The 14,393-nt window shown below is 55.7% G+C and carries 13 protein-coding genes and 3 pseudogenes; 13 read left to right on the forward strand and 3 right to left on the reverse strand.

Translation table 11 applies throughout. The annotated features are described in order from the left end of the window. Positions 1-2 precede the first annotated feature (2 nt). The 3 genes and pseudogenes from C7K08_RS16820 to C7K08_RS05305 all read left to right on the forward strand — a co-directional run. Positions 3-50, forward strand: a pseudogene (locus C7K08_RS16820) (hypothetical protein); the annotation flags it as partial. A gap of 121 nt (positions 51-171) precedes the next feature. Continuing rightward, positions 172-876: pseudogene (locus C7K08_RS05300) on the forward strand (cobyric acid synthase CobQ); the annotation flags it as partial. After that, complete coding sequence (locus tag C7K08_RS05305) at positions 866-1,108, forward strand: 2Fe-2S iron-sulfur cluster binding domain-containing protein (RefSeq protein ID WP_106499610.1); 243 nt, start codon at positions 866-868, stop codon at positions 1,106-1,108. The pseudogene C7K08_RS05300 and the gene C7K08_RS05305, both read left to right, overlap by 11 nt. A gap of 9 nt (positions 1,109-1,117) precedes the next feature. On the opposite strand, the gene mnmA is transcribed toward C7K08_RS05305, so the two are convergent. Continuing rightward, positions 1,118-2,278, reverse strand: coding sequence for a tRNA 2-thiouridine(34) synthase MnmA (mnmA, locus tag C7K08_RS05310; protein WP_106499611.1), 1,161 nt, complete (start codon positions 2,276-2,278; stop codon positions 1,118-1,120). Between the two features lie 20 nt (positions 2,279-2,298). Between mnmA and C7K08_RS05315 the strand changes: the two genes are divergently transcribed. Both C7K08_RS05315 and C7K08_RS05320 read left to right on the forward strand, forming a co-directional pair. Beyond that, the gene (locus C7K08_RS05315; protein WP_106499612.1) at positions 2,299-3,801 is read left to right on the forward strand and encodes an NAD(P)H-hydrate epimerase; all 1,503 of its coding nucleotides are present in this window, start codon (positions 2,299-2,301) and stop codon (positions 3,799-3,801) included. 147 nt (positions 3,802-3,948) lie between these two features. Beyond that, entirely contained in the window at positions 3,949-4,875 is a 927-nt protein-coding gene (locus C7K08_RS05320) for a sigma-70 family RNA polymerase sigma factor (protein ID WP_106499613.1), read from the forward strand. An 18-nt stretch (positions 4,876-4,893) separates the two neighbouring features. On the opposite strand, the gene pdhA is transcribed toward C7K08_RS05320, so the two are convergent. After that, positions 4,894-5,934: a pyruvate dehydrogenase (acetyl-transferring) E1 component subunit alpha gene (gene pdhA / locus C7K08_RS05325; RefSeq protein ID WP_106499614.1), complete on the reverse strand. Its 1,041-nt coding sequence runs from the start codon at positions 5,932-5,934 to the stop codon at positions 4,894-4,896. Between the two features lie 35 nt (positions 5,935-5,969). On the opposite strand from pdhA, the gene C7K08_RS05330 reads away from it, so the two are divergent. Genes C7K08_RS05330 through C7K08_RS05350 form a run of 5 tightly spaced genes read left to right on the forward strand, consistent with a single transcriptional unit; the run spans position 5,970 to position 11,625 of the window. Continuing rightward, positions 5,970-7,982: an IMS domain-containing protein gene (locus tag C7K08_RS05330; protein WP_133165157.1), complete on the forward strand. Its 2,013-nt coding sequence runs from the start codon at positions 5,970-5,972 to the stop codon at positions 7,980-7,982. Then, positions 7,982-9,409: a signal recognition particle protein gene (ffh, locus tag C7K08_RS05335; RefSeq protein ID WP_106499616.1), complete on the forward strand. Its 1,428-nt coding sequence runs from the start codon at positions 7,982-7,984 to the stop codon at positions 9,407-9,409. Before C7K08_RS05330 ends, ffh begins: the two co-directional genes overlap by 1 nt. Positions 9,410-9,458: 49 nt before the next feature. After that, positions 9,459-9,899, forward strand: a complete 441-nt coding sequence (gene rpsP / locus C7K08_RS05340) for a 30S ribosomal protein S16 (protein ID WP_106499617.1) — start codon at positions 9,459-9,461, stop codon at positions 9,897-9,899. 10 nt (positions 9,900-9,909) lie between these two features. Continuing rightward, complete coding sequence (locus tag C7K08_RS05345) at positions 9,910-10,848, forward strand: PhoH family protein (protein ID WP_106499618.1); 939 nt, start codon at positions 9,910-9,912, stop codon at positions 10,846-10,848. A 42-nt stretch (positions 10,849-10,890) separates the two neighbouring features. Next, entirely contained in the window at positions 10,891-11,625 is a 735-nt protein-coding gene (locus tag C7K08_RS05350; protein ID WP_106499619.1) for a Bax inhibitor-1/YccA family protein, read from the forward strand. A 32-nt stretch (positions 11,626-11,657) separates the two neighbouring features. Here C7K08_RS05350 and C7K08_RS05355 read toward each other — a convergent pair. Further along, positions 11,658-12,173, reverse strand: a pseudogene (locus C7K08_RS05355) (hypothetical protein); the annotation flags it as partial. Between the two features lie 55 nt (positions 12,174-12,228). Here C7K08_RS05355 and era point away from each other — a divergent pair. The 3 genes from era to trmD all read left to right on the forward strand — a co-directional run bounded on the left by era (position 12,229) and on the right by trmD (position 14,384). After that, the gene (era, locus tag C7K08_RS05360; protein WP_106499620.1) at positions 12,229-13,167 is read left to right on the forward strand and encodes a GTPase Era; all 939 of its coding nucleotides are present in this window, start codon (positions 12,229-12,231) and stop codon (positions 13,165-13,167) included. Positions 13,168-13,288: 121 nt separating this feature from the next. Then, positions 13,289-13,672, forward strand: coding sequence for a phycobiliprotein lyase (locus C7K08_RS05365; protein ID WP_206603815.1), 384 nt, complete (start codon positions 13,289-13,291; stop codon positions 13,670-13,672). A gap of 22 nt (positions 13,673-13,694) precedes the next feature. Next, on the forward strand, positions 13,695-14,384 hold the full coding sequence (trmD, locus tag C7K08_RS05370) for a tRNA (guanosine(37)-N1)-methyltransferase TrmD (protein ID WP_106499622.1): 690 nt from the start codon (positions 13,695-13,697) through the stop codon (positions 14,382-14,384). Positions 14,385-14,393: the final 9 nt, after the last annotated feature.

Genomic DNA, 14,393 nt, shown 5'->3' on the forward strand with positions numbered 1-14,393 from the left:
AGCTGGAGATCGCGGTGCTGAAGCTGCCATCGCTGAGCAACTTCTCCGACCTTGACCCCCTGGAAGCCGAACCATCGGTTCAGCTGCGCTGGGTGGCACCTGGAGAAGCGCTCGGCCAACCAGATGCGGTGATCGTGCCAGGCAGCAAGCAAACGCTGCGGGATCTGGAGCCTGGAAGCCGAACCATCGGTTCAACTGCGCTGGGTGGCACCCGGAGAAGAGCTCGGCCAAGCCGATGCAGTGATCGTGCCAGGCAGCAAGCAAACGCTGCGGGATCTGGAGGCCCTCAAACAAAACGGTTTTGCCAGCACTTTGCAGCTGTATGCAGCTGGGGGMGGCAATGTGTTCGGCGTGTGCGGCGGCATGCAGYTSCTKGGCCGTGAGCTGCATGACCCCGATGGCCATGAAGGCAGCATCCATGGCCCTACCCAAGCCGCAGGGCTCAACCTGCTGCCGCTTCGCACCGTTTTCGGCGGCGAGAAGGCCCTGCGGCAGCGCGCGAGCCAAGCCCTGTGGCCGACCCTCAACAACCACACTTCAGCAATCGACTCCCTCCARATCGAAGGCTTCGAGCTACACCGCGGCAGCACGATTGCACTTGAGCCCTGCCAGCCCCTTTGCGCCGATCSAGGGTTGGGCTGGGTGCAGGGCACTGTGGCTGGCACCTACCTGCACGGGGTATTTGAGAACGGCCCCTGGCGGCGACGCTGGTTAAATCAATTGCGCCAGCGCAAGGGCTTAGCGATGCTCAGCGAACAGCAACCGCACCACAGCCGTCAACGGGATGCATTGCTCGATCGCCTCGCCGATGCCTTTGAARYCCAYGTGGATATCGAACCGCTATTAATTCCCMAAAMACCACAACATGGCGGTTAAAACCATAAAAATCCATTGGCCAAACGGAAAGGTTTCTGAAGCAAAAGCAGGCGCCCACTGGCTTGCGGCTGCAAAATCGGCAGGCATTTCAATCCCCACCGGCTGCCTTGGCGGCAGTTGTGGTGCCTGTGAAATCGATGTAGATGGCGAAACTGTGCGGGCGTGTATCAGCTCAGTGCCAAGCCACAGCAGCAGCCTGCAGGTGGAATTCAGCAGTGATCCCCACTGGTGATAGAAGCCTTCAATCGGTTTCCCGTTGAATCGCGGTTTCCCGTTGAATCAGCCCACCGCCCAGCAACAGCTCTCCGGCGTAGAACACCGCCGCCTGCCCAGGCGTGATTGAAAATTGCTCCTCTAAAAACTGCAGTTGGCAGGTGCTATCTGAAATCGGTGTAAGCAGTGCCAATTCCGGTGCACTGCGATAGCGCACCTGCACCTCCACCTGCAAGGCGGCTTGGGGAGGTGCAATCGAAACCCAGTTGATTGCAGCCACCTGGCAAGCGATGCGGCCGGCCTCCCGGCGCGGCGCCACCACCACCTGGTTCATGGCCCCATCCAGTTTCACCACATGCAGTGGCTCACTCCAGGCAACGCCTAGGCCCTTGCGTTGACCGATCGTGAAGTGCTCAATGCCATCGTGGCTACCCACCACAGTGCCATCAGCAAGCACGATCTGGCCCTGGCGCGGCGCCAGGTAGGCATCAAGGAAAGCCTTCATCGAGCCGTGGTGATCAGCCAGGCAAAGATCTTGGCTTTCAGCCTTGGTGGCCGTTCTTAAACCCAAGCGGCCAGCTTCCTGGCGGGTTTGAGTTTTGTTTAATTCMCCCAAAGGAAACACCAAACGGGCCAACACCTGTTGGGGTAAGTCGTAAAGGAAATAGCTCTGATCTTTATGGCTATCAAGGCCCCTTAGCAACTGGGTACGGCCAGCTGTGGCAGCCGCCGCTGGCCTTAGGCGGGCGTAGTGCCCCGTTGCTARTTGCATGCAACCCAATTCCTTTTCCGCCCAGGCCAACATCGGCCCAAATTTCACCTCCCGATTGCAGCGGGAACATGGCAAGGGCGTTACGCCGGCTTGATAACCCTGCACCAAAAAGTCAACAATCTGAGCCTGGAAGTGCTCGCGAAAATCCACCACATGGTGGGGAACACCAAGGGATTCACATAGGGCAGCGGCATCCACCAACCCCTCGGCGCAACAGGCACCCTTGCCGCTCATCAACCAAAGGGTGAGGCCTTCCACCTGCCAGCCAGCTGCCTGCAACAGGGCAGCTGTGAGGGAACTATCCACCCCACCGGAGAGGCCCACGGCGATGTGATGCTCCCCTGGCCATAGCCGCAAACGCTCCAGCACCGCCTCCACGGCGGGGGTTGCGCTTGCGGTTGGCAACAAAGTAGTCATGTACCCATGTTGCCTCTTCCATGGTGTGGCCCGCCGCAAATGCCAACCACCTCTTGGTTACGGCCAACCAGATGGGGCAATTGGAGCAACAACTGTTTGATAGCGGCCTACCGGTGGCGGCMTTGATGGAAAAAGCCGGTTTGGCCTTAGCCGAACGCCTAAAAGCAGAGGCAGGCCTGCGCAACCGTGGGCTGGTGGTGTTGGTGGGGCCAGGCCATAACGGCGGTGATGGTTTGGTTTTGGCAAGGGAACTGTGGCTGGCGGGCTGGCCGGTGCGGATCTGGAGTCCCTTTGCTGAACACAAACCACTCACGGCGGCCCACCTACGCCATTGCCTCTGGCTGGGGTTGCCAAAGCTGGAGCAGCCCCCTGATCCCAAAGGACCTGAACTATGGATCGATGCAATTTTTGGCATCGGTCAAAGCCGAGCCCTGCCTGAAATAGTGGCTCASAGCTTGGGGCAACGCCAACATTGCGGCGCTGAGATCTGGAGCATTGATGGTCCCAGTGGCCTCTGTAGYGATAGGGGCGTATTGCTGGGAGAAGCTGCTGCCCATTGCAGTCGCAGCTTGGTGGTGGGYCTCTGGAAACAGGGCCTATGGCAAGACAGCGCCATGGCTTGGGTGGGTGAACAGGAACGGATCGAGCTGAATTTGCCAGCAGCTGCGCTAACCGCCATTGCTAGCGAAGCGGTTTTAGGGCTTTGGGGAAATGATGCCTATGGCCCCTTGGCCCCCCAACTTATACCAGATGCCTGGGCCCCGAAACACGGCCGCGGCCGCTTGCGGATTATTGCCGGCAGCAATAGATATCCAGGGGCCGCCCGTTTAAGCATTGAAGGAGCCAGTGCCAGCGGWGTGGGCTGGCTAGAGGCGGCGCTASAGCAAGGCCAAGGCCAGCAGCTAGAKCAACTRCTKCCCCAYGTGCTCTGGCGTTCTAGGGCTGAGGGCTTAGAGCGCTTGGATGCGGTGGTGCTRGGGCCTGGCTTAGGAACAACAGCAGCTTTTCCRGCTGGGCTCCAAGAATTTCCTGGCTTGCTGCTGCTCGATGCCGATGGYTTGAATCACTTGGCGATGGGAAAGCAGGTAATCCCATGGCTTTCTAACCGCCATGGCCCCACCTGGATCACTCCCCAYCAAGGCGAATTCACGCGCTTGTTTCCCCAATTGGCAGGGCAAGCACCGCTGGRAGCAGCAAAAACAGCAGCACAACTAACKGGTGCCCAGGTGCTCTTGAAGGGCGCCCACAGTTGCATCGCAACCCCCGAGGGTTGCTGCTATCAGCTTTTGGAAACCAGTGCCTGGGCMGCAAGGGCGGGCATGGGTGATGTGCTTGCTGGCTATGCCGGCGGCCTTGGCGCCCTTGGCATGGCAAGCGAAAAGCAATTYTCMAMCGCAATTTCAGGCCAATTGCTAGCCCTGGCGGGGCTGCGCCATGGGCTAGCGGGCCTGAGGCTTGCCMAACAAGGCMTGGGCTGCGCCAGCCCCCTGGCGGTGGCAAAAAGCYTATCTAAGTTGCAATAAATGCAATATATTGAGATTAATTCTGAATTAAATCAGCAGAAATAAGTGCAATTGTGTTGATTTACCCGTGCAAATCTAAAAGGTTACTGAAAACACATCAAGAAACTGCAAAAGCATGGGAGTTTTTGCCTACYAATRAGCTTTCYAATGACTGCCACCCCGCTTTCCGTTGTGGAGAGCAGCCGCAAAAGGGGTAACGACCCCATCAGCTGGTATTTGGCAAGCATTGGCAGGGTTCCGCTTCTAACCCCTGCCGAAGAAATCGAACTGGGCAATCAGGTGCAAACCATGATGCTGCTGGTTGAAAAAGGTGAAGAGAACTTCACCATCCACGAAAAGAAATTGGTGCGGGTGGGTCGCCGTTCCAAGGAACGAATGATGAAGGCAAATTTGCGCCTTGTGGTGAGTGTKGCCAAGAAATATCAAGGCAAGGGCATGGAGCTGTTGGATTTAATCCAGGAGGGCTCCTTGGGCTTRGAAAGGGCGGTTGAGAAATTTGATCCCACCCGCGGCTACAAGTTCTCCACCTATGCCTTYTGGTGGATCCGCCAAAGCATGACCAGGGCCATTGCCTGCCAATCGCGCACCATCAGGCTGCCGGTGCACCTGAGCGAACGGCTAGCAACCGTGCGCAAGGTAACGATGGATTTGGCCCACAAATTGGGAGCAATGCCAAATCGCCGTGAAATAGCYGAAGAAATGCAGATTGAAGTGGAGGAACTTGATGGTTTGCTGCGTCAATCCCTCACCACTTCCAGCCTGGATGCGCCAATCAGCGGTGATGAGGGCCGCAGTTTTCTCGGTGATTTGATCGCCGATAACCGCCAAGAAGAACCCCTAGATGCGGTGGAACGCCGTATGCACCATGAGCAGTTGGGCCGTTGGCTCACCTATCTCACAGCCCAGGAAAGGCAAGTGCTGGAATTGCGTTTTGGCCTCTCCGGCGAACAACGCCACACCCTTGCTGAAATTGGCCGTTTGATGGATGTTTCAAGGGAAAGGGTGCGCCARGTTGAATTRAAGGCCTTGCGTAAATTGCGCAACCTCACCCGCAGGGTGCCATCCCAGCTCTGATTTCAAGCCACCCTGGAATTAATCCTCAGCCCAGATGTAGCGGGTTAGCTCATCGGGGTTTGGTTCAGGAGCCGCCAGGGCAAATTCCACTGARTCCCTTACCTCAACATCGATCTCRGCATCGATTGCAGCCAAATCMTCAGCGGTGGCTKTGCCTTGGTTGAGCAATAGGGCTGAAAATTGCTTGATGGGATCCCTCTGGGCCCAAAAGGCCTTCTCCTCTGGATCACGCAGTTCATCKGGATCAGCCAAGGAATGGCCGCGGAAGCGATAGGTGAGGCATTCCAACAAGGTGGGGCCCTCCCCAGCCCTTGCCCTCTCAAGGGCCCTTTGGGTGGCGGCGCGAACGGCCAACACATCCATGCCATCAACCTCTTCCCCAGCCATGCCAAAGGCACTGGCTTTACGCCAAATTTCCGTGTCGCTGGTGGCGCGGTGATGGGCCATGCCAATGGCCCACTTGTTGTTTTCCACCACAAAAATTATCGGCAATTTCCATAACGAAGCCATGTTTAGGCATTCAAAAAATTGACCGATATTGCAAGTGCCGTCGCCAAAAAAGGCTGCTGTTACCGCATTACTGCTGCTATCACCAAGGGCATCGCGCTTATATCTACTAGTGAAAGCGGCCCCAAGTGCTACCGGGATACCTTCACCAATAAAGGCATAGCCACCCAATAAATGGTGCTCTTTAGAAAAAAGATGCATCGAACCACCCCTGCCCTTGCTGCAGCCGGTTTCCTTGCCAAATAATTCACTCATTACCTCCCTTGCTGGCACACCGGCGCTGAGGGCGTGCACATGGTCGCGATAGGTGCTGCAGAACCAATCGTGCTGGGCCTTCATTGCCTTGATAACGCCYGTGGCAATTGCCTCTTGGCCGTTGTAGAGGTGAACAAAACCAAACATTTTGCCGCGGTAATACATTTCCGCGCATTTGTCTTCAAAGCGGCGACCTAAAACCATGTCGCGGTAGAGCATCAAGCCGTCTTCCCGGTTCAGCTCCGCACCGAGCGCCGCTGGAGAAAAACCTGCGGCAGCAGCGGTTTCGCTGGTCATGGCACCTGGGCCCCATCAAAAAACAAACTTTACCGTTGAACCAACGTAAACTTCGCTCTTGTATAAGCATCCAGCGCTTGGAGCTACCGCTCGACCATTTCCGTTTACTGGGAGTTAGCCCTGTAGTTGCAAGCGATGGCGTATTGCGCACCCTGCAGCAGCGCTTAGATCGTCCCCCTGGGCCGGGTTTCAGCAGCGAAGCKCTCACCGCCAGGGCTGAGCTGCTTGAGGCAAGCGCAAATCTTCTAACCGATATGGATAAACGCAGGCATTACGAATGCCTGCTTACGGAACAAACAASCGAAGCCTCAACAATCCTGCCCGCCCTGGAGGTGCCGTCTAATTTGGAAGTGGGCGGTTTGATTCTTTTAATGGAATCAGGCCAAGCCCTAGAAGCTTTTGAAGGGGCCCGCAGGGCTTTGCARCCACCCCAAGCCCCTGCCCTAGGCAGCAGCCGTGAGGCTGATCTCGCACTGCTAGCTGCCCTGGCCTGCCAGCAGGGTGGCGCTGAGAGGCGCCGCGARCGCCACTACGAAACAGCAGCCCTTTTGCTGCAACAGGGCATTCAATTGCTGCAACGSATGGGGCAACAGTTGGAGCGGCGTTTGGCCCTAGAGGCTGATCTGCAAGAGCTGCTTCCCTATCGGGTGCTGGATTTACTGAGTAGACCCCTAATCGAAGACCAGCAGCGTCAGCTTGGCCAGCAGCTTCTGCAAGAACTAATTAGCCGCCGCGGTGGCCTCGATGGCGAACAGGATCCAAATTTTTCCCAGGAAGCCTTCCAATCATTTTTTCAACAGATCCGTAATTTCCTCACCGTGCAAGAACAGATCGATCTGTTCCTCACAATGGCGGAGGCGGGTTCYGTAACTGCTGATTTCCTYAGCGCCTATGCCCTWACAGCATCTGGTTTTGCCCAACGCAAACCGGAACGGATCGAAGCGGCCCTGGGGCGGCTCAAAACCCTCCATGAGGTGGGAGTTGAACCTGAAATTGCCTGTTTAGAACTSCTTTTAGGTAATACGGATTCTGCCCAATCCCATTTCCAGCGGGGCAGCGACCCTGAATTGCAGCACTGGGCCAGGGAACAAGGGRATGATCCCYTAGCTGGCGTTTGCGCCTATTGCCGCGATTGGCTCGAAAGACAGGTGTTGCCCTGTTACCGCGACCTTGAGGCCGACCCAGATCTGGAGGCCTATTTTGCCGATCGTGATGTGCAGGCTTATATCGAAAGGGGCGACCGCCGCCGCGCCCATGGAATCGATCAAAGAACCGAACCAATCACCAGCTTTGAGCTGCTGCCAAACCCAAGTGCCGCTGAACCTGAACAAATCTGGCAAAAAGAAGCAAACGAATTAAACGATTTAATTCAGCCTGAACAACCAAGAGAAAAGTTCCAGCTGCTAGAACAAATTAGGGATTGGTGGCAGTCCGAGCCATGGGAAGTASCCATAGCCAAATTGCAAAACCTCAGCAACATCAACCGTTGGCTTGTTTTAGGGGTGGCAATGGTGGCAACCAGCGCCATTGGTTTGAATCTCGGCCGCAAACAAGATCCGCCTCCYATYCCCAAGGAAGCCCTGTTGCTGCCGCCACCACCGGTTGCAATAAACCAACCCAACTTGCAACCAAGTTTGCAACCGAAGCCAGAGCCCCCAGTTGAATCTCCAGAACAAGCAAGCAAAACRGTTTTAGAGCAATGGTTAAAAGCAAAAGCTGAAATGCTGGCAGGGGGCAACAACGMAGCGGTRCTAAGCAAACTGGCCTTACCAAAACTGGTTGATAACGTGATTGCCGATCGGGCCGACTATGCCAAAGCTGGCTTAACCCTGAAGGTAAATGCCCAGMTGGATAAATWCAGCAGCATCAGCAGCAGCCCAGTGCGGCTTGAAGCCMAAGCCCAAATCCTCTACTCCGAGGAACTGCTTGGCCCCGATGGCAAGCTGTTAAAAAAACAAAACCCCACCCCCTTAACAAATACCTATGTTTTTGTTCGCAATGGCGCCAATGGGCCCTGGCAATTGGCTGATTTTCGCGCTGGCAGCTGATGTTTGAAGAGCTTTCCMAACGGCTTGAGGATGCCGTACGCGGCCTCAGGGGCCAAGCTGCCATCAGTGAAACCAATGTTGATGGGGCGCTWAAAAACGTAAGGAGGGCCCTGCTCGAGGCGGATGTGAGCCTGCAGGTGGTGCAGGATTTTGTTGCTGATGTGCGCAGTAAAGCCCTAGGCGCTGAGGTGGTGCGCGGCATTACCCCCGACCAACAATTCATCCAGCTGGTGCACAACGAGYTGGTGGAGGTGATGGGGGGCGCCAATGCGCCTTTGGCCCAGGCCGAGGCACTGCCCACTGTGGTGCTGATGGCTGGCCTGCAGGGCGCCGGTAAAACCACAGCCACAGCCAAGCTGGGGCTGCACCTCAAGGARCAGGGTCGCAAGGCGCTGTTGGTAGCCGCTGATGTGTATCGGCCCGCAGCCATCGACCAGCTGCAAACCCTTGGGCGTCAGATCGGTGTGGAGGTATTCAGCCTTGGGGCTGATGCAAAACCGGAGGATATTGCCGCTGCCGGCGTAGCTAAGGGCCGGGCGGAGGGCTTCAACACCGTGATCGTTGATACCGCCGGGCGGCTACAGATCGACACGGCGATGATGGAGGAAATGGTGCGAATCCGCGCCGCAGTGGTGCCCGATGAGGTGTTGCTGGTGGTGGATTCAATGATCGGCCAGGAGGCCGCTGAACTCACCCGCGCATTCCATGAGCAGGTGGGTCTTACGGGGGCAGTGCTCACCAAGCTCGATGGCGATAGCCGTGGCGGCGCTGCCCTCTCGATCCGCAAGGTGAGTGGTGCTCCGATCAAATTCATCGGCACCGGCGAAAAGGTGGAGGCCCTCCAGCCCTTCCATCCGGAGCGGATGGCCAGCCGGATCCTCGGCATGGGAGATGTGCTCACCCTGGTGGAAAGGGCYCAAAAGGAGGTGGAGATCGCTGATGTGGAGCGCATGCAGCGCAAGCTGCAGGAGGCCTCCTTCGACTTCTCTGATTTTGTGCAACAGATGCGTTTGATCAAACGCATGGGTTCCCTTGGCGGACTGATGAAAATGATCCCGGGCATGAACAAGATCGACGACGGCATGCTCAAGCAGGGGGAAGCCCAGCTCAAGCGCATYGAGGCGATGATCGGCTCGATGACCCAAGARGAAAGGGAAAATCCGGATTTATTAGCYTCGCAACCATCTAGGCGAAGGCGCATTGCCAAAGGCAGTGGCCATAAACCAGGCGACATGGATAAGGTGCTGGCCGATTTCCAAAARATGCGCGGTTTCATGCAACAAATGAGCCGCGGCGGTGGCATGCCTGGGATGCCTGGCATGGGTGGAATGCCTGGCATGGGTGGTTTTCCAGGAATGGGTGGCCCTCAACAGGCGGCAAAGGCCTATAAACCAGCCAAAAAGCGCAAGGGATTTGGTCAGCTTTAACCGCTAACAGTTATGGTGGTTGATTCAAGTTTTCGCMCGATTAGTCACGATGATCAAGCTCCGCCTGAAGCGCTTCGGTAAGAAGCGGGAAACGAGCTTCCGGATCGTGGCTTGTAACAGCACCAGCCGCCGGGACGGACGTCCCCTTGAGGAACTGGGTTTTTACAACCCACGCACCAATGAAACTCGCCTTGATACCGAAGCCCTGCGCCGCAGGCTTGATCAAGGCGCCCAACCATCAGACACCGTGCGGGGCCTCCTGGAAAAAGGCGGCATGATCGCCAAAACAATCAGGCCAGCTGAAACCGTTGGCAAGGCAAAACAGGCAGCTGCCCGCGAAGCAGAGGCAAAGGCTGCCGCAAAGGCTGCTGCTGAAGCAAAGGCTGCAGAAGTTGCTGCTGCAGAGGCTGCCAAAGCTGAAGCTGCTGCTGCTGCTGCTGCCGCGGAAGTTACCCCTGAMGAAACCCCTGTAGTGGAAGCTGAAGCCTGATATCAGCCCCATGGAAGGGCGCCAGCGTTTCGCGATTGATCTTCCAGATCAAGCTGCTGCCTTRGCTTTAGCTGGCGAGGCAGAAGTAAACCTTAAAAAGATCAGTGAATCAACCGGCGCACAAKTAGTGCTGCGCGGTTTGCAATTACATATTGATGGCAAGCCACAACAATTAGAGCAGGCCGCCGCCGTTGTGGAATTACTGCGGCATCAATGGACTGCCGGAGAAACAATCACTGCCGCTGATTTAAATACAAATCTGCAGGCACTAAATAAAGGCCATGGATCAGAGCAACGTTTATTAAGCAAACAGGTTTTAGCCCGCAGCCAAAGCGGCAAGTTATTAAGGCCACGCACCCTGGGGCAACGYAACTATGTGGAGGCGATGGAAAACCATGAACTCACCTTGGCCCTCGGGCCTGCMGGCACAGGTAAAACYTTTTTAGCTGTGGTGCAAGCGGTGCGCTGCCTGCAGGAAAGGAGGGTTGAAAGGATTGTGCTCACCAGGCCCGCGCTGGAAACAGCGGTAGAGCCATACCTGCGCCCCCTATACGACGCCTTACACAGCTTGCTTAGCCCAGAACGCACAACGGCACTAGTAGAAAAAGRAATTATTGAAGCAGCACCGCTTGCTTATATGGGCGGCCGCACCCTTGCGGATGCCTTTGTGATTGTTGATGAAGCTCAAAACAGCAGCTGCGCCCAAATGCGCATGCTGCTCACCAGGCTGGGCGAAAATTCGCGSATGGTAGTAGTTGGTGATCCCTCCCAAATTGACTTACCCCGCGGAGAACCCAGTGGGCTAGTGGAAGCGGCCCAAGTGCTTGATGGGGTGGAAGGTATTGCAATCTGCAGGCTTAGTGCAGCTGATGTGGTGCGCCATCCATTGGTGCAAGGGCTGGTGGAGGCCTACGCCAAACAAGRCGGTGATCCGCACGGCAAAAACTGATTTTCGCTGCCACCATAGGGGGGTTCCCTTAGGTGAAAAGCCATGCCGGCCAGCAGTAATTTTCAACAAGCGATAAAGGAAGCGCAAAGCAGCGCCCTAGTGGGGCCAAATGTTGTTAACCGCGCTCTGCCCTATGTGGGYGGCGGCATGGTGCTCACTTCAGTGGGGGTGCTTGGTGGCTTAACAATGATCGCTACGCCCCTGTTCATGCCCCTCTTTTGGGTGGCTTTAATCGGCAACTTAATCCTATTTTTTGTGGCGCAAAACGTAGCGCTYAAAGCTAATAACGCCACTGCCTTACCGCTATTAGCTGTTTACAGCCTGCTTACCGGTTTCACCCTCAGCGGCTTAGTGGCCATGGCCCTGAGCGGAGCTGCTGGTGTTGGCGGGGTTGCGATTGCTGCGTTAGCTACTGGTATCACATTTGTGATCGCATCGATTGTGGGCCGTCGCATGAGCGAYAGCGTTGGTCAATCCCTCACGGCAGTGGTGGGTTTGGGCATYGTGGGGCTATTAATCGCCATGGTTGTGCAACTTATCGGCGGTATTTTTGCCCCCGGTATGTTCATGGGTGGTGGATTTGAATTAATGATTGCCGGCTTTGGCACGGTGTTATTTGTTGGAGCTGCATTTGTAGATTTCTAYACAATGCCCCGCACCTATCGCGACGACCAATATTTAGCCGGTGCCCTTGGCATGTATCTCACTTACATCAATCTATTTATCTTTATTCTGCGCCTCATAATCGCCCTTAATGGTGGCAGCCGCCGSGATTGATTGCTAGTAGTTAGCGCTTTAAATTCTATTWATTCAGCAACAGACAAYACAGCCGCCTTAATGGCGGCTTTTTGTTCTGCGTCGTATTGCCAACGCTSAAGRAAAGCCACATCACTGCCMTCGCCATTGGTGGCAGCCAATAGRRTTTCAAGCCGGTTTTTAACAGCTGCTGGTTCAAGTTGYTGCAGTAGCTCAATACTGCGCCKTTGCACCCGCTTGGAGCCTGAAGCCTGTTCATCAGCGCCCACCCTTAGGTGATAAACGGCCATGGCAGTGCTCATGGCTAAGTTGCGAACGGTTAAATCCACCACCCCCTCACCCGCTAAGCGCAGGGCCATCACTAATGGTTCGGGTAGGCGATCCATCAAGGGATTTTCCGCTGGCAAACTCACCACAAAAAAGCCGCGGGCGCCATCACGGCTAGCAACGAGATCAGCCACTTTGTCTGCTAATACCTCATCACTGAGGTCCCCTTGTTCCCAAGCGCCACACCAAAGGGCAGCTGCTTCCATCGCCTCTTCAAAGCTCATCTCAAGGGTTGAAACCATCAATCCAGGTTATGGGTTTTAGCCGCTGGTTTGGTTGCACCTGCACACTGGGTGCATGCAGATCCCAATACCAAACGGCACTGAATTGCAATGGACCCCAACGCCAGATGGGTTCCGCTCCGGTTTTGTTGCCCTAATTGGCAGGCCAAATGTGGGTAARTCCACCCTCTTGAACCAATTGGTGGGAGAAAAAGTAGCGATCACYTCACCKGTAGCCCAAACAACACGMAACAGGTTGCGGGCAATTCTCACAACAGAAACGGCTCAACTGGTGCTGCTAGACACACCAGGTATCCATAAACCGCACCACCTGCTGGGTGAACGCCTCGTGCAAACCGCCCGCAACAGCATTGGTGAAGTGGATGTGGTGCTTGCCCTKATGGATGGCAGYGTGCCCATGGGTCGTGGTGATCAATTCGTKCTTGATCTGCTGCAGCAAATCCGCCAACCGGTGCTGCTAGGCCTAAATAAACAAGACCTGGTGGCAGCGCAAGAGCAGGCAGAACTAATTGCCAGCTACCAAGCAGCTTTGCCYTTGGCGCCCCTATTYCCATTCAGYGCCACCAGCGGTGARGGCTGTGCTGCATTGGTGGCAGCCATGGCGGAACTRCTACCGCCTGGGCCGATGCTTTATCCRGCTGGCACCATCAGCGATCAACCGGAACGCCTRCTTCTGGCTGAATTGATCCGCGAACAGGTGTTGCATCTCACCCGCGAAGAAATCCCCCATTCGGTAGCAGTGCAAATCGAACGATTAGAAGAAGATGGCCCCCGCACGGCGGTGCTGGCMACCGTGATGGTGGAGCGCAGCAGCCAAAAGGGGATCCTGATCGGCAAAGGCGGCGCGATGCTCAAAGCAATCGGCACCGGCGCCCGGCTGCAAATGCAAAAGGTATTTGATGGCCCCGTTTACCTGGAATTATTTGTGAAGGTAGTGCCCCACTGGCGCCAAAAACCAGGCCGCCTAGCTGARCTTGGCTACCAAGGGGAATGAAGGGGRAGGCCCCAGGCAGGATGGGTGTAGCACCTAACCTGCCGTGATCGCTGCCRCCACTGAATTCCAGCCGGGCTCTGCTGCAGAGCTGTTAGCCCTTTGCGCAGGTGAATGGATRTGTTTGCGTTCCAAATATAYGCCGGCTGGCGGTGATGAGGATTGGCAACAAAGTGAAMGGGCTGATCTGCARTGGRGCTGGCTCGCCAGCACTGAACCAGATCARTTGGGAACATTGCAGTTCCAAGCCAAGGGGGAAACTCCGCAAAAACTGCAATTTTTTAGTGATGGCAAGCTGCAAACTGCAGCAGGTGATCAAGCTTCCTGGCAGCTGCGCGCTGGCCAACTGGAATTAAGCCAGCAGATTGGYSCACAACGATTAGAGGAAACRATYTSGTTTAGYAAGCCAAATCTGCGCCTGCGCAATGTGTTGATTTGGCATGGTGATCAATTAATAGCAGCACAGTTTTGCTCGGAAATCCGCCGGGTTAGCCGATCTGTGGCTTGAAATGATCCCAACAGATAAGCRAATGCGCATTGATGTGTTGAGCCTGGTGCCGGAGGCATTTGCACCATTGCGGCAAYTAGGAGTAATTGGCCGCGCCTTTAGCAATGGTATTGCCGAACTTCACTGCCATAATCCCCGTGATTATGCSCTAGATCGCTACCACAAAGTAGACGATGAACCCTATGGCGGAGGTGTTGGGATGGTTTTAAAGCCGGAACCCGTTTTTGCTRCCTACGGCGCTATTCCCCAGGGGCCAGCACGGCGCARCCTATTAATGACACCCCAAGGCAAACCGCTATGCCAGGCCGACCTGCAAAGGTGGGCCGGGGAATATCRGCAACTGATCTTGATTTGCGGCCACTATGAGGGCTTTGATGAACGCATCCGCAGCCTTGCYGATGAGGAGATCTCCCTTGGKGATTTTGTGCTCACTGGAGGCGAACTACCAGCGATGACKATTATTAATGGCGTGGTTCGTTTGCTACCCGGCACCGTTGGWAGCGCCGAATGTTTAATTGATGAAAGCCATAGCGCTGGTTTATTGGAACATCCCCATTACACGCGTCCGGCTGAATTTCAAGGGCTTAGYGTTCCAGCSGTATTGCGCAGTGGCGACCACGCTGCCATCTCCCGCTGGCGCAGCGCCCAGCAGCAACAACGCACCCGCGAGCGCAGGCCCGACCTGTGGGCTAAATGGCAGGCGCAGCAATGATTAGGTATA

It is taken from the genome of Synechococcus lacustris str. Tous (assembly GCF_003011125.1).
Taxonomy (GTDB): Bacteria; Cyanobacteriota; Cyanobacteriia; order PCC-6307; family Cyanobiaceae; genus Synechococcus_D; species Synechococcus_D lacustris.

Excerpts from the sequence above, each read along its gene's own strand:
- C7K08_RS05305 (WP_106499610.1), top strand. The coding sequence starts at position 866 with ATGGCGGTTAAAACCATAAAAATCCATTGGCCAAACGGAAAGGTTTCT.